Source organism: Pandoraea capi (assembly GCF_902459735.1).
GTDB lineage: Bacteria > Pseudomonadota > Gammaproteobacteria > Burkholderiales > Burkholderiaceae > Pandoraea > Pandoraea capi.
This window is the reverse complement of sequence record NZ_CABPRV010000009.1, coordinates 130,614-150,455: the sequence shown is the minus strand read 5'-3', so window position 1 is coordinate 150,455 and position 19,842 is coordinate 130,614. Positions and strand designations below refer to the sequence as shown.

8 protein-coding genes are annotated in these 19,842 nt (G+C 59.9%); 7 read left to right on the top strand and 1 reads right to left on the bottom strand.

Going from position 1 to position 19,842, the window contains the following annotated elements; all coding sequences use genetic code 11:
- The first annotated feature begins 348 nt into the window (after nt 1-348).
- A complete protein-coding gene (gene aqpZ, locus PCA20602_RS18150; protein ID WP_150722428.1) occupies nt 349-1,041 on the top strand; it encodes an aquaporin Z in 693 nt (230 codons plus the stop codon).
- Between the two features lie 48 nt (nt 1,042-1,089).
- On the opposite strand, the gene PCA20602_RS18145 is transcribed toward aqpZ, so the two are convergent.
- The gene (locus PCA20602_RS18145) at nt 1,090-2,862 is read right to left on the bottom strand and encodes a ShlB/FhaC/HecB family hemolysin secretion/activation protein (protein ID WP_150722427.1); all 1,773 of its coding nucleotides are present in this window, start codon (nt 2,860-2,862) and stop codon (nt 1,090-1,092) included.
- A 328-nt stretch (nt 2,863-3,190) separates the two neighbouring features.
- Here PCA20602_RS18145 and PCA20602_RS18140 point away from each other — a divergent pair, with 328 nt between their 5' ends.
- The 6 genes from PCA20602_RS18140 to PCA20602_RS18115 all read left to right on the top strand — a co-directional run bounded on the left by PCA20602_RS18140 (nt 3,191) and on the right by PCA20602_RS18115 (nt 19,700).
- Nucleotides 3,191-12,205 (top strand): hemagglutinin repeat-containing protein, encoded by a 9,015-nt coding sequence (locus tag PCA20602_RS18140; protein ID WP_150722426.1) that lies wholly within the window; start codon nt 3,191-3,193, stop codon nt 12,203-12,205.
- Nucleotides 12,206-12,467: 262 nt separating this feature from the next.
- A complete protein-coding gene (locus PCA20602_RS18135) occupies nt 12,468-13,235 on the top strand; it encodes a hypothetical protein (protein ID WP_150722425.1) in 768 nt (255 codons plus the stop codon).
- On the top strand, nt 13,232-13,516 hold the full coding sequence (locus PCA20602_RS18130) for a hypothetical protein (RefSeq protein ID WP_150722424.1): 285 nt from the start codon (nt 13,232-13,234) through the stop codon (nt 13,514-13,516). The genes PCA20602_RS18135 and PCA20602_RS18130 overlap by 4 nt, the downstream gene beginning before the upstream one ends.
- Before the next feature lie 1,229 nt (nt 13,517-14,745).
- Complete coding sequence (locus PCA20602_RS18125) at nt 14,746-16,893, top strand: filamentous hemagglutinin N-terminal domain-containing protein (RefSeq protein WP_246182225.1); 2,148 nt, start codon at nt 14,746-14,748, stop codon at nt 16,891-16,893.
- 5 nt (nt 16,894-16,898) lie between these two features.
- A complete protein-coding gene (locus tag PCA20602_RS18120) occupies nt 16,899-18,716 on the top strand; it encodes a ShlB/FhaC/HecB family hemolysin secretion/activation protein (protein ID WP_150722423.1) in 1,818 nt (605 codons plus the stop codon).
- Nucleotides 18,717-18,782: 66 nt separating this feature from the next.
- Nucleotides 18,783-19,700: a peptidyl-prolyl cis-trans isomerase gene (locus PCA20602_RS18115; protein ID WP_150722422.1), complete on the top strand. Its 918-nt coding sequence runs from the start codon at nt 18,783-18,785 to the stop codon at nt 19,698-19,700.
- Nucleotides 19,701-19,842: the final 142 nt, after the last annotated feature.

Sequence of the window (19,842 nt, the reverse complement as noted above, 5' to 3'; positions counted from 1 at the left end):
TGCGCAATCCAGCTCGCGCAGTGAAATTCCACGCCCCTGTGATTTCGCGAGCCCGGAACGCGCGCGGAAGTCTGCCCCTCTCCTTTCAAGAATGGGCCTAATCCCATATTCGCCGCGGAGTAGTTTTGATACTGTTGTGGCCGTAAATTGCGTAGATATTTCCGGGGCACACGTGATCCGGAATGCCATGCAACTGCGGGGAATTAACAGGAAAAGGCCAGCATTCTGCATGTAAAAAATCGCCGCAGATGTCATTAAATCTCATCCTGGATTGATGCGCGATGCAGGTCGGCGGCGCATATACGCGAAGCCAAAAGTTTTAAGAAGTCCTGAATTAAAGCGTTTGCTATGAAAATGAAATTGACTGCGGAGTTATTTGGGACCTTCTGGCTCGTGTTCGGCGGCTGCGGAAGTGCGGTGCTTGCGGCAGGTTTTCCGAATCTTGGTATCGGCTTTGCCGGTGTTGCACTAGCTTTTGGTCTAACCGTGCTGACGATGGCATATGCCGTTGGCGGTATCTCCGGTGGACATTTCAACCCCGCGGTTACGCTGGGCATAGCGGCCGCAGGGCGAATGTCCTGGCGCGATGTTCTCCCGTATTGGGCCGCACAGGTGATCGGCGGCGTGGCCGCCGCCGCACTGCTTTACGTCATCGCCAGCGACGCCCCCGGTTTTGAACCCGGCGGATTTGCGTCTAACGGCTATGGTGATTTGTCGCCGGGGAACTACGGGTTGTTATCGGCGGCGCTGATCGAAATCACGCTAACCGCCGGCTTCCTCATTGTGATTCTTGGGTCGACGCATAAGCTCGCGCCTGTCGGGTTCGGTCCGCTGGCCATCGGCCTGGCGCTGACGTTGATTCACCTGATCTCGATCCCTGTGACCAACACATCGGTCAATCCGGCACGCTCGACAGCAGTCGCTCTTTTTGCCCGGACTGACGCCCTCGGTCAGCTTTGGCTCTTTTGGGCGGCGCCGCTTGTCGGCGGCGCGTTAGGCGCAATAATCTGGCGTTTCCTGATTAGGAGGCAGGATTCCTGAGCGAGTGGCTCGCCCGATTTGGGGCTGGGATGCGCTCGCCGTGCGCGATCAGAACTGCGCGGTAAGCGAGAATCCGACAGTAGCGTGTGCGGTTTGAAACGAAGTTGGCTTATAGATTGGGGTGCCGGCAAAGACTTCACCAGTGACAAAACCGAATGGGAGCTTGGTATTGCCGCGTACGCCAATGACTGCGCCCGCAAGCTGTGTCCCGGCCAGGTACTGCGCGTTGGGGCCGCTGACACGCCCGTAATCCACACCGGCGAAGAGCGATACGCCAGACGCGCTGAGTGCCCACTGCAATTCGTTGCGCCAGTAAAAGCCCTTTTCCGCAGCAAGGGATGATTCACCGTCAAATCCACGAACGGTATAGCGGCTGCCGATACTCATGTCGTCGATGTAGTGCAGCACGTCGCCGGTGAATTGCCCGTGAAATGTCGTGACGTAGCGAAGTGGCAATTGACCGAGCGGCAGTGACAGGTTCGCGTCAAGTACCGCCATCTTGAAGCGATACGTTGGCGTGCCAGGCAAGGCGTTATCCGGCGCAGCCCCGAGCCCCGACACGCTTTGACGATAAGCAAGGGTGCCGTCGAATTGCCCGACACCGATGTAGCGACGATTCGAGATACCGAACTCGATGAAAGTATTGTTCCGATACTGCTGATCGATTTCTGCATCCTCGAGGAAACTGCGTCCAAAGCGCTTGCTTAACCGAACGTGCGCACTCAGCACGTTGCTCTGGCTGCGTTGAAGTACCCGCGACAGTTTGAAATCGAGATTCTGCGACTGTCCACGAGTCACGAAAGTGTCGTTCACACCTGCGATTTGTTGGTTATACCGATTGGCGTAAGCAGCCACAGTCGCAGTCCAAAACCCCCACGGAATCGAGTAAAAAGCATTCCATCCGTTCGATCCGAAGCGCTTGTCAGCGAACGACAGATCATGTGTCGCGCCGACATTCAGGATGTCGTTCAGACCCAGGGGATTGTCGATGCCGAGGGCGAGGCTACCCTGCAATTTCCCCGTATCGCGAGACCCTGAGTTGTCGACCGAGGCGACGACGCTCCATCGCTTTGTTCGCTTGACGTCGATGACGACATCGCTTTCTCCGGGCGCTTCCGTCGGCACGATCTGCATCGTCACGTCCTGACTCGCCACGCGCTTCATCTGCTCAAGCCCCTGCTCCAGATCGCGCAGTTCGAGGAGATCGCCTGGGCGTGTGGGGAACGCCGTTTGCCAAGTGCCGTATTGCGATGCATCAGAGAAGCGGATGTCCCCGACGAGGCCGGGAACGAGCGTGAGCTTCAGTTCTCCCGTCGTGAGGTCCTGCTCGGGCACGAGAACGCGTGTTGTCACATAGCCCTTGGCCAGAATCGCCCTGGTAAGCCCGGCTGTTATCGCTGCAATGCCCTCGCGGCCGACGCATTCGCCCCGATAGTGCGCAAGCCAGTCCGTAGCGAACGCAAATGGATCGAGAGGAAGCGATGACGCACCGGCGGCTTGCGCACGTTTGCGGAGTATCTCTGGAACGTGCAGCGAAAATCTTTCGACCGAAAAACATGGGGCTTCTACGGGAAGCGTCGGGAATCCATCCGCAGCGGGAATCGCCGAGCGCACCGTTGGCGCACTGATCGCGGCGGCGCGTTCCTGCGCCTGGCGCTGTTGTTCAAGCAACTGCTGCTGGCGGGCGTTTGTCGCGGCGGCATCTACGGCCGGCGGCGCGGCTTGCGCAAGGGCAACGCCTGGAAGCGAAGCGAACGACACCGCCAGCGCGCAAAGCAGGCGACGGACATTCGTTACGGAGCGGTGCGAAGCGAGATTCATTGCGAAGCGGCGGTGGTGATTCGCGGTGCTAGGGCGAGCGTTATCGCGCCATCCAAAGATGGGGGGTGGAATGCGAAGCAAAGTGTGAGCGGCGTGTCCCGATGTGGACCGCCGAAATCAGGCGTCGGACTCTAACATGATCCCCGTGCTATTTGCTTTGGATTATTTATTTATCGGAATGTTACAGGTAAAAGTCTATTTCATAAAGGCAGTTTAGTTGTACAAACAAATACTAAATTATTGAGTACTATTCGACATGCGAAGTTTGTATCGATAGAAGTAGAAATCGGGCGAAGACCCTACTAAAAATAGTCGTACAAAAGATCAGATGAAATCACAAGTCAATCGCCGTGCCCACGGCGTGATTCGGGGAAATCGGGCAGAGGGCGGCCTCCAGCGCGCCATGGTGCGCGCGCTTGTTCTGGCGCAGGTTGTTGCGCCGGTGTCAGTTCGCGCGCAGGTCGTCGCGGCTCCGGGAGCCAATGCGCCCGGTGTTGTGCAGACGGCAAACGGACTGCAGCAAGTCAACATCACTGCGCCGACGGCGGCCGGGGTGTCGAAAAACGTCTACTCGCAATTCGACGTGCCGCGCCAAGGCGTAATTCTCAATAACTCGCCAACGATCGTGAACACGCAACAGGCCGGGTATGTCAATGGCAACCCGAATCTGGCGCGAGATCAGGCTGCCCGCGTCATCCTGAATCAGGTCAACAGCAATTCGCCGAGTCAGTTACGTGGTTACCTTGAGGTGGCCGGGAAGGCTGCGCAGGTCGTCGTGGCGAACAGCGCGGGGATCATGGTCGACGGTGGCGGGTTCATCAACACCACGCGTGCGGTACTGACCACCGGTATCCCGATCATGGGCGGGGACGGCAGCCTGGCCGGCTATCAGGTCAATGGCGGGCGTCTGGTGATTCAGGGAGACGGCCTGAACGCGGCGAATGTCGATCAGGTCGACCTCATCGCACGCGCTGTTCAGGTCAACGCTGCGTTGCATGCAAAGCAACTCAATGTGGTAACGGGCACGAATCGTGTCGATCACGAAACGCTTGCGGTGCAGAAGACGGCGGGCGACGGTGTCGCACCCGACGTGGCAGTGGACGTCGGTCAGTTAGGCGGGATGTACGCGCAGCGCATCTTTCTCGTGGGCACGGAAAATGGTGTCGGCGTTTCCAACAAGGGCGTGATTGCGGCGCAGGCTGGCGATCTCACGTTGACGACCGAGGGCAAGCTCGTCTCGACTGGAAAGATCGAAGCAACGGGCAATGTGGGCCTCAACGCTCGGGCAGGCATCGACAATCAGGGCAACGTCTATGCGGGCGGATTGGCGGACATCCGCTCCGGCGGCATCCTCGATAACAGCGGTGTGCTGAGCGCATCGGGGAATCTGATCGCGCAGGCCGCCGGTCTGACGTCGCGCGGCACGCTCGGAGCCGGTATCGACACCGCTGGTCAGCCGACACTCACGGGCAATCTGAGTGTGACGGCCTCCGGAAAGGTGGTCGCGACCGGGCGCAACGTCGCTCGCGGCGACATGACATTCGTCGCCGATGCGCTGGACCTTTCCGGCAGTCGTACGGATGCGAGTCAAAGCTTGTCGCTGACGTCGCGGGCAGGCGATATCGACCTTCAGCGCGCCATTGTCGCGGCTTCCAACGCGCTGAGCGTGAAGGCCGCGCAAGGCGTCCTCAATGCCAACGGGGCATTGGCGGCCGACACGATCACGTTGACAGCGCTGGGCAGTATCGACAACACCGATGCACAAACGGCCGCGAGAACGCGGCTTGACGTCACCGGGGCAAGTCTTGATAACCAGCGCGGCTTGATGCAATCGGGTGGGCTTCTCAAGGTCAGGGGTGCGTCGCTGAACAACACCGCCGGGCGCGTAGTATCGCTCGGTGGCGACGGCAATTCGATCGACATCGACGGCGAATTGCGCAACGCGGCGGGCACGAACGGACTCGGCGCAGCCGGCGGGGTCATCGGCACCAACGGCGACCTGCGCCTGCATGCCGGCTCCCTGATCAATGCCGCGCAACTCGTTGCCGCGACGACGATGACCCTTACGTCCGGGCAACTGGACAACACCAACGGGACACTCTCCGGCGCACAAATCGATGTGAGCGCCGATGGTGCTCTGACCAATCGTCAGGGCGTAATTTCCGCGACGACATCGACCCTTCGCGCTGGAAAACTCGTCAACGATCATGGGCTGATCGACGCGGACACCTTGTCGTTGTCGGTGTCGGGCGATGCGTCCAACCGTTCGGGAGAGATCAAGCAATACGGCGATTCGGGTCAGACCATCAAAGTCGATGGCGCGCTGGACAACAGTGCTGGCACGGTAGCGACCAAGGCCGCCGAGCTGGCGCTGAACGTCGGACAACTGGTCAACGACCAGGGGAAGATTAGTCATCTCGGCAACGGCACCTTGTCGGTCGTGTCGACGGGTGACGTCACAAACCTAGCCGGTCTGCTGGGAAGTCTGGGCGCGCTCCGGATCTCGGCGGCGCGTATCGATAACACGGGCGGCGAGCTGAGTGCGGGCGATTCCGTGTGGCTTACCGCCGCTGCGAACATCGTCAATCGTAGTGGCGGTGTGGTGTACGGCGCGAATAGTCTGACGGTTTCGGCGAGCACCGACATCGACAACACGGCGGGATCGATGCAGTCCGGTGGTGCCATCAAGCTGAATGCCAACGGCACGCTCACCAATATCGGTGGCCGCATCAGTGCCAACGGCGCACACGATACGCTGACGGTAGCAGTCGGTAGTGTCGCGAACGCGTCCGGGCAACTGACGAATGCAGGCGACGGCGATACGACCGTGACGGCTGTTCGGGACGTGAGCAATGCCGGAGGAACGATCGGTGGCAACGGCAAACTGAACGTCAATGCGGCGTCGCTGAGCAACATCGCCGGCGGCAAGATCATTGGCGGTGCAGACGTTCTGCTGGGTGTCGTCGGCTTGCTCGACAACTCGGCGGGGCAGTTGTTCGGCGGCATGTCACTGACGGTGACGCAAGCCACCGCACGCTTGAACAATGCGGGCGGCACCATCGAGAGTCGTGGCGACGTCTCGTTGCAGGTCGCTTCGCTCGATAACGGTAGCGGCGTCATTCGCTCGAACCGCGACGTGGGCGTAGGCGGCGCCATGAACGGTGCGGGACAAATGACGGCGGGTCGCAATCTGACGCTTGCTGCCATCGGCGACTACGTGAACGCATCCGCCAACCGTCTGCGTGCGGACGGCATCCTCAAGCTCACGTCGACGGGACGCTTCACCAACGATGGCACGCTCACGGCGCCCGGCACGCTCGACGTACAAGCCGCCCAGATCGTCAATAACGCGAATGGCTCGATCAATGCGACGACGACACAACTGAGTGCTGCGAGCCTGTTCTCCAATACCGGCAACATCAGTGGCGATACGGTGCGGCTCAAGGCGAACTACTTCTTCAATGGCTACGGTGTACTGGGTAACGACGTGCAGATCGATGCCGTCGATATCGAGAACAGCAGCGCGTCCGCGATTATGGGGGGCGCGAGGCGGCTCGCGCTATATGCGTCCAACTCCGTCTCCAACTACGACGGGGCATTGCTCTACAGCACAGGCGACATCGAGATTGCGCGTGACGGCACGCGCGACGGGCAGGGGCTGCTCGCCAATCAGATGGCGCTGCTGACCAACCGTTCGGCCAACATCGTTGCCGACGGCAATCTGGACATTGCGGCTCGCGTCATCAACAACTCCCGCACCAGCATCGTGACGCAGCCGGGAACGCCGCAGTCCACGACGCAGGGCTTCAGTCTCTACACGGCGGGGTTGACGGGTGGCGATGAAACGCTGATGCACATGAGCCTGACGTTCCCCGAATGGTTCTGGAGCGGGGGCCGGGCACCGATATCGTCGTCTCTGCTGCAGACGCTTGCCAGACCGCTGACCGTCGATATTCCGAAGTCGCAGGTGACGAATGTGAATCTCGCGGCGAAGACCTTCAGTCTGACGAAGCCGCTCGAAGAGTCGTATCAGGACATGACGACGCAAGGCCAGGGTCCGTGCGACGATCACGGTCAGTGCGCTTCGACAACCAAGACGCGCGACGTCGGCAAGAACCCGACGCAGTACTTCAACAGCATCGTCGATAACGGGGACAGCTACCGTGTCGTGTTCTGGCCGGATTGGGACCCGAACACGATGATCCGGCCGGATCAGGCAATCTCCCGCGGCGATCTGGGGATCGACCAGCGAGACTACAACGAAATCACGCGCATCGTCACGACGACACGAACGCGTGACGAACTCATCAGTGCATCTCCCGAAGCGAAGCTACAGGCACAGGGATCGATTCGCATCAATGCCGATGGCGGTGCGATCAACAACCAGTCGTCGACGATGACGGCCGGGCGTGATCTGATTCGACGAGCGACCGGCGGGTCCGTCAACGACGTTGGCATCACTTTGCAGGAGACAGTGACACAGACGCAGACGTCGACCTTCTACTGGCATCAGAAATCGGGCGGCGACAGTGACCAGCAGACGGTGGCCTACCCCGTCACGCCGTTGCCGCCGACCACACTTGCATCGCTTCCGGCGATTGCCGTGGGCAATCAGTCAGTGCAATCCACTGGTCGGAACATCACGGTGTCGAGCGTGGACCCTTCCGGTAACACCGTGGGTAGCGCAGGCGTGACTGGGGGGAATGCGGCGGGAACCCAGTTGGGCAACTTGTCGGGCGCGGTGGCCAACCGTCAGACGCTCGGCTCGTCTGCGCAGGCGATTCCCGGCTTGACCTTGCCAAAAAACGCGCTGTTCCAATTGCGTTCGGCACCGGGGCAGACCTATCTCGTCGCCACAGATTCGCGTTTCACCGATTACGGCAAATTCATCTCCAGCGACTACATGCTCACTGGGCTGAATCTCGATCCGCAGACAACGCAGAAGCGCATCGGCGACGGCTTCTATGAAACGCAATTGGTGCGGGATCAGATCACGGCGCTGACCGGCAAGACACTGCTCGCGGGATACACCAACCATCTCGACGAATACACGGCGCTGCTCAACAACGGTGTGACGTACGGAAAGCAATTTGGCCTGAGCGTGGGTGTGGGGCTGTCGGATGCTCAGATGAAGCAACTGACCAGCGACATGGTGTGGCTGGTCTCGCAAGACGTCACGCTGCCCGACGGCTCGGTGCAGTCCGTGCTCGTGCCGCAGGTATACCTGGCGCAGGCCAATACCGTCGATCTGACGAACACGGGCGCGCTGGTCTCGGGCGGCAGCGTTAAGCTCGCCGCGACGGGCGATGTGAATAACAGTGGCCAGATCGTCAGCGACACCGCGACGACGATTCTCGGCGACGCCATCGTCAACCTCGGCGTCATCGGTAGCGGTGGCACGACCGCGCTCTCGTCGCTCGGCGATATCCGGAACACCGGCGGGCGCATCGGCGGCAAGGATGTCGTGGTGCAGGCTGGCCGCGATCTCATCAACGAATCCACCACGCTTACGCAGACGGCAGGGACGGACAACGGTGGCAGCTTTACGTCGTCCGCATCGGCCACCGGTATCGGTGCAGTCGGCATCATCTCGGGATCGAACAGCGCCACCGCCGTGGCGGCGCGCGACGTCACCCTCAATGCGGGCGCGATCGCCAGCGATGGCGCTGTGGTGGTTGCGGCGGGACGCGACATCAATGCCAACACATTGACGGTCGGTCAGTCGCAGATCGTCGGTACGACCGATGGGCAGAACGGTGGTCGTGATGTCATTGTGCAGAACGTCGGCAGTGCGATCTCCGCTGGCGGAAATTTGACGACGGTCTCAGGGCGCGACACCACGTTGAGCGGAACGACAGTAGCCGCAGGTGGCAATGCGACGGTACTCGCGGGCAATGACGTCACGGTCACGGCGGTCAAGGATTCGCACACGCACGACGAGCGTTCCTTCGGCGGCACGTTGCAGTACACGAAGTCGTCGCTGGACGAGGCGGTCAATGGTGCGTCTGTGAGCGGGGGCAACCACGTGCTGATCGGCGCGGGGCAGGCGAGTGCCGTCGGTGGCGTGCTCGGCGCGTATCAGATCAGTCCGGTCGCGGCCTCGTCAGGCACCGGAAATCTGTCGGTGCTGGGTTCATCCGTGTCGTCGCAGGGCAATGGAACCATCGCATTGGCGGCGACGGGGGACGTCAATATAGGCACGGTGACGGAGACCCACGATAGTCGGAATTGGCAGCACGATAGCAGTTCCGGATTTCTCTCCAAAACGGAGGAGACGTCGTCATCCAGCTCACATCAGACGATTGCGGTCGGATCGACCGTGTCCGGCAATGCAGTGGGCGTGTCGGCGGGCCAGGACCTCGTCGTGAGTGGTTCAACGGTCGTTGGCACGCAGGACGTCGCTTTGCAGGCCGGACGCGATGTGCGCATCGAGTCGGCGCAGAACGAAAGCCAGAGCAGCTCGTTTTACGAGAAGAAGAGTTCTGGCTTGGGTTCGTCGGGCGGTGTGGGTATTTCGTACGGCAAGAACGAGCAACGTGACCAGACTAACGACAGCAGCGTGACGCAGACAGGCAGCATGGTCGGCAGCCTGAACGGCAATGTCAGTATCGTGGCGGGCAACGACCTGCGGGTCAGAGGCAGCGACATCATGGCGGCCGGCGATATCACCGGCATCGGTCAGAACGTCACGATCGAATCTGCGCTTAATCAGCAGCATCATGACGAGATGCATGAGTTCAAGAGCTCGGGTTTTACGTTGGCAGTGAAGTCGCCGGTCATCGACGCAGTGCAAAACGTGACGAATCAGGTCAAGGCTGCGGTGGATTCGGGGGGCGATGCGCGTGTCTCGGCGCTGCGTGGGTATGCTGCGGCAAGTGGCGCGGTGGGTGCATTCGGCGAGGCCAAAGGTGCGCTGAGTATGCTCGAAGCAGGCAAAACACCGGAGGCCAAAGTCGAGCTCAGTTTTGGCTCGTCGAGCAGCCGATCGACATCATCCGTCGATACGACGCAGAACGTGTCGAGCAACATCAGATCGGGCGGCACGACGGCGTTTGTCGCCACTGGCGACGCGGCGTCGGGCAAAGGTAACGTCAACATCATCGGCTCGAACATCGATGCGAAGGACGTTCTCCTGCAAGCCAACAACCAGGTCAATATTCTCAGCAGCAAGGACACGGAGTCGACGCGCAGCGATAACGAGTCGAAGGGCGGCAGCTTCGGTGTGTCGTTTGGCACGAGTGGCTGGGGTGTATCGGCATCGTTCTCGAAGTCCAACGGCGACGCCAACTCGGATTCGACGTTCCAGAACAACTCCCACATCAATGCGAGCAACACTGCGGTGATTGTGAGCGGCGGCGATACGAATATCGTCGGCGGCAATGTGAATGCGGACAAGGTGATTGCGCGTGTGGGCGGCGATCTGAACATCGCCAGCGTGCAAGACACGAGCGAGAGTTCAGCGCACCAAGAGAGCATGGGCGGCGGGTTCAGCGCGAGCATGGGCGGCGCTTCGGGCAGCTTCAGCTATTCGCGCGGTAACGCGAGCGGCAACTATGCGGGTGTGGTTGAGCAAGCGGGGATTCAGGCGGGCTCTGGCGGATTCGACATCAATGTCGCGGGGAATACGGATCTGAAAGGCTCGTATATCGCCAGTACGGCAGACCCGTCAAAGAATCAACTCACGACGGGCACGTTGACGTTCTCCGACATCCAGAACCATTCCGACTACAGCGCGAACAGCTTCGGTTTTGGCGGTGGGGGCTCGTTCGGCAATGGCGGTGCAAACGAGCGGACGACGGGGCCGAGTTCGGGCAAGAACACGGGCGGCCTTGCACCGATGCTGCCGCAGTCGGAGAGCGGTAGTGAGCGAGGCGTGACGCGCAGCGGGGTGAGCGAAGGTACGATCACGCTGACGAACGGCGCGAACCAGACGCAGGATCTGGCGAGCCTGAATCGCGATACGTCGAATCTGAATGAAACGGTGAACCGCACACCGGATTTGCAGAACCTGCTTAACGATCAGTCACGTCTGATGGCGGCGGCGACGGCGGCTGGGGAAGCGGTGGCACGCGATATCGGGACGTATGCAGATAAGAAGCGAGACGCGGCACAAAAGCTGGCCGACGCCACGACCGATCCGGAATTGAAGGCGCAGTATCAGAAGGAAGCCGACGACTGGAAGGAGGGCGGCGACTACCGTGCGGCAATGCACGCGGCGGGCGGCGCCATCATCGCGGGCTTAGGCGGCGGGAATGCGCTCGGTGGTGCGCTAGGCGCGGGGTTGACGTCGAAGCTCGGCGGGACACTGAACGAACTTAGCGAGAACATTCAGAAGGCTCATCCGACAGGCAACGCCGACATCGATCAAGCGCTGGCCCAGATCGTGGCGACGGGCGTTGGTACTGCGGTGGGAGCAGCGGTTGGTGGGAGTTCTGGGGCGTTTACCGGGTATAACGTCGATCGGTTTAATCGGCAGTTGCATCCGGATGAAAAGGCGCTTGCTAAGAGAGTCTTAGAGGATGCAAGGCGGAGAGGCATCGTCAACCAAGATGGATCTCCGATCTCGATAGATCAAATTAAAAATGCTATGCGCTCGGCCAATAACAGCGCCTATGGCGAGACCGCATGGACAGGGATGCTAGTGCCGCTCAATTCCGACACGAAGGCAAAGGAGATTTACGATAGTACCGGCATGCGTGTTTTCGTCGATGCGTCCGGAAACAAGTATCTTGTTCAGGATGCTGCGATGCTATCCCCACCTCCCGATGCGTTGCGCGACTTGATCGCAGCGAGTACTGGGGGAGGAAGTTCGCCGTACAGCTGGAACGTATCGTCGTCTGAGAGTATTGGGCGCTCGCATGCCGATTTGCCGAATAGTCAAGGTAACGGGCCGTTTTCACCGGGATTTAATACGGGGGACTATTCAGCAGGGTTGGGCACAAGTGGTCGTGGTCTTAAGCCCGACTACGGAACATTGAATACCGGGACCTTATCTGGGGTTGTGACCGGCGTCATCAATTTCTACGATGGATCTACCTATCTATCAGGAGGCGTGGCTCAAACAAATCCATCTTCAATTTCTTGGCGGCCTGGTTTAAGCGCCACCGTTGGCTGGATCTTTGGTGTTGACAGCGCCAAAGGAACTAGCAGTTTCCTTGCAGGGGATGGCAATCAGATGTTCATTTCCATTCCAACACCTTTTAGGGTTAACGTTAGTGGTGCGATCACCCATTCGTACGGAGGGGCGACCGGGATTGAATTGGGCATCGGTACGCTAGGTCCGCTCACCGTCGGCGTACAGCCTTGGGGGCATTCCACTCAGGTAACGGAACCGTTGAAATAAGGGAGGTAATTATGGCTGCAGGCGGAGGACCAACCCCAGAGCAATGGGAGAAAATGAGTTCAAAAGATCGGACCGTCTATTGGGTATGTGTTGCCATAGCGTGCGCAATCTTGGGGGCTATGGCAATCAAAAGGTTTTTTTTCTAAGGTGCATGTTAGATTCCTACGGGAGGAGGCACCGAGTCTGTCATCCATGTTGTTTGTTTGACGAAAAATGGTTGTGTGCGACGAGAGGCTAGCTCCTGCGGTAGCAGAAGAAAAACTTGACTCAATGTCCGGGATGGGTTGACCACTACACCGGCGACATTAATTCAACTTATGGCAAGCAGGCCTTGCTGAGTGTGGGGCTAAGTCCCCAGACGGCTGCGTTCACCTATGCTGCAATTAGCTTGGGCGGGGCATTAACGGGTTCAGTACTGGAAAATATTTCGGCCAAACAAACTGCGGCATTGAATGACCTATCTCGGCTGTCTTACATTCCTTCCGAGAAATTCGGTGTCCTGGGATTGCAGCCTTCTGCCGAACTAATGAAGACGGCGCAGGCGCAAGCTATTGTGGATTCACATGTGTTATCTGGACTGCCTCTTGACCGCGCTTACGTTTACGCCGCCGGCCTTATAAAAACCGGGACTGCATTACCTACTGCGGTCGCCGTTGGGGCGGATACCCAGTTGATAAAGTTGGTGCCAAAGGCTATCAACGGCAACGATGTTATCAGTAACAGTTCTGCCTACTTTATGACGAAAGCAGAATATGACTCGTTATCCAAACTTCCTTCCAATCAAATCGCGGCAAGGTTGGGCCTCCCGGCAGAGCAAGGAATTAGAGGCTCGCAGTTTGGGTTTGACGTGTACTCAATGACACCGAAACAGGGATCCCCCGCGACGGTGTTCACAAGTGAAGTTGTGCCTGTGCAACAGGGAGCGTACTTTGCCCCCGGAGGCGCCCAACAGGTTTTGGTCCCTAATCGCAGTCAATGGACAGATCCGAACGCGAACAAGATCGGGGAAATTAGAGGTCTGAGGCAATGAATGCAGTCAAATTGAAAGAGCATGCGGAAATGCTTGAGGTCGCGCTTCAAAGAAATCACGGCAAAAGTAAGGACGTGGATTTTTTGGCAACTTATCCGCCGTTGCTCGAAGCGATATCCGACACGAAGGCGGGATTGATAATGCAACCTCGTCATCTGGACTGGCTGGAACGCTGGGAGATAGAGTCGGAAATACCTGAATTTGCGGACGTAGCAGACCGATTGGCTGAGTTTCAACTACTCATGTGGGGGTGGGCGTTGCCTAGAGAAGGTGGGCCGTAAAGGGTAAGGCACCGCTCATAAAGCCCTCCTCAAACTCAGTTGCTCCCTCGCTTGCTAGAACATCTTCGTACGTACGTAATAGTCATTTTGAAGCGGTCTCTTAGCGTTGCCCGATAACGCGTGAGCCGGGATGGGTTGACCACTACAAATGGAGTCTGCAAAAAATTGATGCGTCTAGTGCTCCTACTGCTATTGGCCTATGCCCTGTCGATGCTATGTTTCGCGGCGATCAAAGTATCGTCTGTCCTGATGGCTGTAATGTTTTACGGTGGAGCGTATCGGTGGGGAATGGAAGACGTACGGTTCGTTCTGATTCGTGGTTCTCTCATGGCTCTAGTCTTCTGGATCGTGGCAATTCTGCAATATTTTCGGGTACGAAATCGGCTATAGCACAAACAACAAATGGAGTTACCAGGATTTAGTGGACAGGGGTAGCATTTAATCAATGATTGAGAGTGGCCACAATTGACCCTACCCCAGAAAGCAGTGCCGCTGAAAAGTAGAAAATCCGGCATGAATTTGACAGTTTGAAACGGAAGACATGCCATGAAGACGAGCAAGTTCGCGTTTTTTTGACCGGTCCATTCTGACGTAGCAAACCCTTCCTCCCCGCGCATCGCTTCCACTAGCTGAGGTGGGGTGTGCCAAGTATCTTCTCCAGCTCCGTTACGCTCCGCCGGACCTTTGGCGTCTCACTCGACGATGATGAGCGTCACCTGGTCGGTATGACATGCAGATTCGGAATGCCTAGTCGTCACGAGTCGACTTATCGCCGGAATCCGAAATATTTCTATGAAAACAATAAATTCACCTATTGAAAAATAGTCAATTGCGCAAGATTTCATGTCAATACGGTAAGCGTTTGGGTTCCAATGAAATATATATAAATCAATGGCATACGATCATGTTATGCACCGTAACGTAGATGGAGGTCGCAGCAACATCCCTTCGGTCAATCATCCAAGTCAATACCGACTGTGCGCAAATAAATGTAAAAAAATCACGTCGCAACCCTAAAGAAATCTCAATCTGCATCCGTAATGCTCTCTCTGGGCTGGTTCTCACCAGCTAGGAATCCGACGGGCGCGGCACGTTGCGCAAAGCTGGCACAACACGATAGCCGGCGCGCGATGGGCTGTTCGGGGAACGTCGACGAAGTGGCGATGCGCCACATTCGTGACGGCCGTCGGATGTTGCGAGCAGTAAAACAACTAGAAACGAAAGATCAGATGCCTTGGCAATCAACGCGCGAAGTCTCGCCGTTGGCCGGCGAGATTGACGGGCACACCACACGCAGTTCGGGGATTCGGCGGTTTCAGCAGTTTCGAAGCGTAACTAGGTTCGGCCTGACGACGATGTTCGTCGCGGCCGCGCATTGTCACGCCGCGGGCATTGTCCCGGATGGCGGCACGGCGACTGCCGTCACCGTCGGTCCCGATGGCCGCCAGAACGTCGCCATCGCACCCCCTGTCTACGGGGTGTCGCACAACACCTACACCAGTTTTAACGTCGATCGCGCTGGCGCGACGCTGAACAACACAGGCGTCAACGCACGAACCATCGTCAACGAAGTGACGGGTACGTCGCCGAGCCTGATTCAGGGGCAGATCGCCGTGACCGGGCCGCGCGCCAACGTCGTGCTCGCGAACCCGAACGGCATTACCGTCAACGGCGGATCGTTCGTCAACACAGGCCACGTCGCGCTGAGCACCGGGCAGGTATCGTTCACCGACGTGCTCGTCGCCCCCGGCCTCTACCAGCGCAACGTCGTGCTCAACACCAGTCAGGGAACCATCGAGGTGGCGGGCGGCGGTCTCGCGGGCACGCTCATCGGGCTGGAACTCATCGCCAAGACCGTCAAGGTCAGCGCGCCCATTACCAACGACTTCTCGTCCCCCACGGCCTACGTGCGCGTGATCGCCGGTAGCAGCAAGGTCTCGCTCAACACCAGCTTTTCGCCGGACGACAACAACAACGACTGGGTCTCGCTCGCCAACAACCAGCAAGCGAATCCCGCCGCCATCGCGCTCGACGTGGAGCCGAACGGCAGCATCACCTCGGGCCGTATCCAGTTGCTGACGACCGACCTCGGCGCGGGTGTGCGTCATGCCGGGGCGCTGATGGCGAATGCCGGTGACTTCACATTGACGTCTGCGGGCGACGTGATGCTGGCGCCATCGAGCAAGATCAATGTCGCGAACAACCTGTCATGGCAGTCGCAGGGACAGACAACCCTGAGCGGCGCCTCGATACTCGCCGGTGGCTCGATCAACCTGTCGAGTCACGGCGTGTTCATCGCCAATGCCGGTGCGATCCAGTCGACGCTGGTGTCGTCGCGTAGCGGCATCGTGATCAACAGTCAGGGTGACGTCACGAACGTCAGTAGCCTGATCCAGGGCGTGTCGCGCGACTCCGCGTTGACGTCGTCGGCGGGCGCGATCACGTTAGACGCAACCGGCACCATCACCAACACATCGGACCCAAGCAATCCGGGCGGCGCGTTCGGCGTCATTTTCGGTGTGAACGACGACGTCGTAATGCGCGCCGCAGGCAACATCGTCAACCTGAATGCGCGCATCGAATCGAACCAATCGGTATCGATGCAGGCGCAGGGCGATCTCAGCAACGTCATCTCCCACATCGAGGGCGCCAACGGCGGTGTCTCGACCGCCTATGCGACCAGCGGCCGCCGCTGGCTCCTCTTCTCGACACGTGACGAAGGCTTCTCCGTCGACTATGGTGCGATTCCGGCGCCCGGCCAGCTCTCCTACATCATTGCCGACGCGGGCAACGTCACACTCTCCGGCCGTAACGTCTACAACAACGGCGGCACGGTGCTGACCAACGGCGGCGATATTCGCGTGACGGCCACGAGCGACCTCGTCAATCAGGCCGTCATGGCAGGGCAGGCGTCGTATCAGCGTTCGTGCTTCATTTTCTGCAAGGCGGTGGCGTCGAGCACCACGGCGTCCTACGGCGGGCAGATGCAGGCAGCGGGCAGCATCACCTTGCACGCGGGACAAAGCGCCAGCAACGTCGGCGGCAACGTGATCGCCTGGGGCGGAGATCTGACGGTAGACGCACCACTCGTCACGGCGCAGGGCTTGCTCGGCTACACGGCCTACAACGGCACACGTGGGCTGAAAGCGTGGTTCGGCAACCACTGGGCCGCCATCTACGCCCAGAACGACGGTGGTCTGTTCTCGGCCGCATCGGGTGAAGTCCTGCTCACAGGACGGGGTGTCGTCAAAGGCGGCGTGATCACGGGCGCGAAGGGCGTGCGCGCGCCGCAGGGCATCGAGACGGCATACGTGCCGTACCGTGAACCTGCGCGCATTGGCACTCATCTCGGTCTGACGACGTGGTTCGGGTTATGACCTTTATGACCTTGAGAACGCGTCTCAGCGTACACTCCGCACGCCGCATCGCCGCCACGCTCGCCGTCGTGTGGATGGTGTCCCCGGCATTCGCGCAAACGCCACCGGGTCTGCCGCCCGTGCCTGCACTCCCTCCGGGCATCGTCCCGCAACAGGACCCTGGGCAGCGTCTGCTCGACGAGCAACGCAACCGCGAGTTGCAGCGTGAACTCGATCGCCAACCCGCGCAGATTGAAGTGGCCCCCGGCGCGGCGTCGCAAGTGCCCGATCTCCCGGCAGACGCCGACGTCGAAACGCTCCCCGATCCGGAGCCGACCTTCCGCATCGACCATATCGTCTTCAAAGGCGATGCCGTCCTCAGTCAGTCGCAACTCGATCGCATCGCGGCGCCTTTCCTGCACAAATCGCTTGGTCGGCGCCGCATCGATCTGCTGCTGCGACGTCTGACGGAAGCCTTCGTGGCTAATGGCCTCATCACCACGCGCGCCTACCTCGCCACGCCGCAAAACCTGTCGTCCGGCACGCTCGCCATCACGCTCGTGGCCGGTCGCATCAGCGGCTTCACGCTGAACGGTGGCGCGCTGCGTCCGACGGGAGACGGCAAACCGGGCGACGGCGGCGGTCTGCTCACGGACGCCGGCACCGCGTGGGCCTTCCCCGCCTCGGTCGGTGATGTTCTCGAACTTCCCGCGCTCGAACAGGGCGTCGATCAGATCAACCGGCTGCGCCGCAATCAGGCGCAGATCCAGATCCTGCCCGGGCAGGCCGCAGGCGAGTCGATCGTCGCGATCCAGAACCCGTTCGGCAGCCGGCTGAACTACAACGTCGGTGTCGACAACTATGGCAGCACGGCAACCGGACGATGGCGCACCCGTGCCTCGGTGGAAGCCGCCAACGTCATCGGCTTGCAGGAGTCCCTGAGTCTCGCCTACACGGGCACGCGCGACAGCAACGCGCTCGTCGTCTCGGCGGCGGTGCCCTATGGCTACCAGACGTTCAGCTACACGGCGGCGCTCTCCGAATACCAGCAGATCATCGGCGGCACCGCATTGCTCTATGGCCGCACGCTCAGTCAGATATTCGGATGGAATACCGTGTTCACCCGGTCGTCGAGCGGGCGGCTGAGTCTCGATGCCACGCTGACCAAACTGTCGACCGAGCGTGACGTCAACGACATTCCCCTCTCGCCTCAAGACCTCACGATCCTGCGCGTCGGTGTCTCCGGCCTCTGGCGCTTCACGCGAAATGGCCTGCCCGGCGCGTTGACGGCCTCGCTCGGCATCTCGCAAGGCCTGCCGTGGCTCGACGCCACGCGAGACTTCGACGGCATTCAGAAACAAGACGCCCACGCGCAATTCACCAAGCTGGACGCCAGCACCACCGTCCAGATGCCGCTTGCCCAGCTCGGTCCGACCTACTGGACGTGGCGCACCTCACTCACCGGTCAATACAGCCCCGTAGCGCTCTTCGGCAACGCGCAAATATTCCTCGGCGGCACGGATTCCGTCCGTGGCTTTCTGCAAGGCGGCATCGCCGGAGACAGCGGTTTCTACGTCCGCAACGAGGCGGTGTGGGCCAACGCCCCCGTCTGGCAGGGACTTCGCTGGGAACCGTATCTGTTCCTCGACGGCGGCAAGGCGCATCTGGTGGCCGAAGCCGGCTGGCCGACGCTTGTCGGCGCAGGCGTAGGGGTGCGCGCGCAGTGGCAGTTCCGTGGGCAGACGTTTTCCGGCGAGTTGATGGCCGGACGCGCCCTCGTACAGCCGGCGTCGCTTGGGCCGAAAGGCAGTGTCGTTCTCGTCACGCTCAACTGGGCGGGGTGAATTGGAAGATGCGGACGTGCGGGCGCTCGGCTCGCGGTGTCCGTCAACGTTGCGGGAGAGGTTGTCATGAAAGCGAAGTTCAGTCGTGTGTGGGTGGCTGCGGGTGTCTGCGCAGTGTTGAGCGTTGTCACCGGTCCGGCGATGGCCGCGAAATCGGCTGCGGCGCCGTCGTCGGTCAAGTCGGGGAGCAAATCCGCCGGTACCGCCGACAGCCAATCCGAGAACAAGCCGTTGCCGACGGACGCCGTGGCGAGCGTCAACGGTGTCGTGATCTCGAAGGTGTCGGTCGACGCCATGGTCAAGGCCAGCGGCCAGCCCGACAGTCCGCAGTTGCGTGAACTGTTCAAAGGGCAACTGATTGCCAACGAGTTGCTCAAGCAGGCGGCGCAAAAGCAGCACTACGAGACGCGTCCTGAAGTACAGGCTGCCCTCGAAGCGGCGAAGACGATGATCGTCACGCGCGCTTACATGACCGAACATCTCAACGCCGCGCCGGTCAGCGATGCCGACGTGAAGGCGAAGTACGACGCCGTCGTCGCCACGCTGGGCGAGAACGAGTACCACGCGAGCGTGATCGCAGTGCGAGACGCCGTCACGGCACAGACAGTGCTCGACGAACTCAAGAAAGGCACCGACTTCGCGTCGTTGGCACGCCAGTACAGCCAGGGCCCGAATGCCGCGCAAGGCGGTCAGTTGAACTGGGTCTCGTTCAAGACACCGATCAGCGCAGGCAATACGCAGAACTGGCCGCAACCGATTGCGGAAGCACTGGTGAAGCTGCCGAAGGGCGCCGTGTCTGCCGAGCCGCTGAAGCTCGGCGACCAGCTCTGGATTCTTCGTGTCGACGACAAGCGCACCACGCAGATTCCGAAGTTCGAGGAAAGCGCACCACTGCTGCGCAAGCAGCTTGAGCAGGTCGCGATGGAGAAGGCGACCGCGCAAATCATCGGCGATCTCGTCAAGAGCGCACGCATTCAGCAGTAATCGTTGGCCTTCGGCCGTGGGTCGTGGACCTCGTCGGGGCGCGACTCACAGGCTGCGGGTCGAAAGCTTCGCATCACCGAACGAGTCGCGGGCCGTCCAAGGCCATCGTGAGCGTCGCGGCGAACGGCTGCGTATCGCTTGT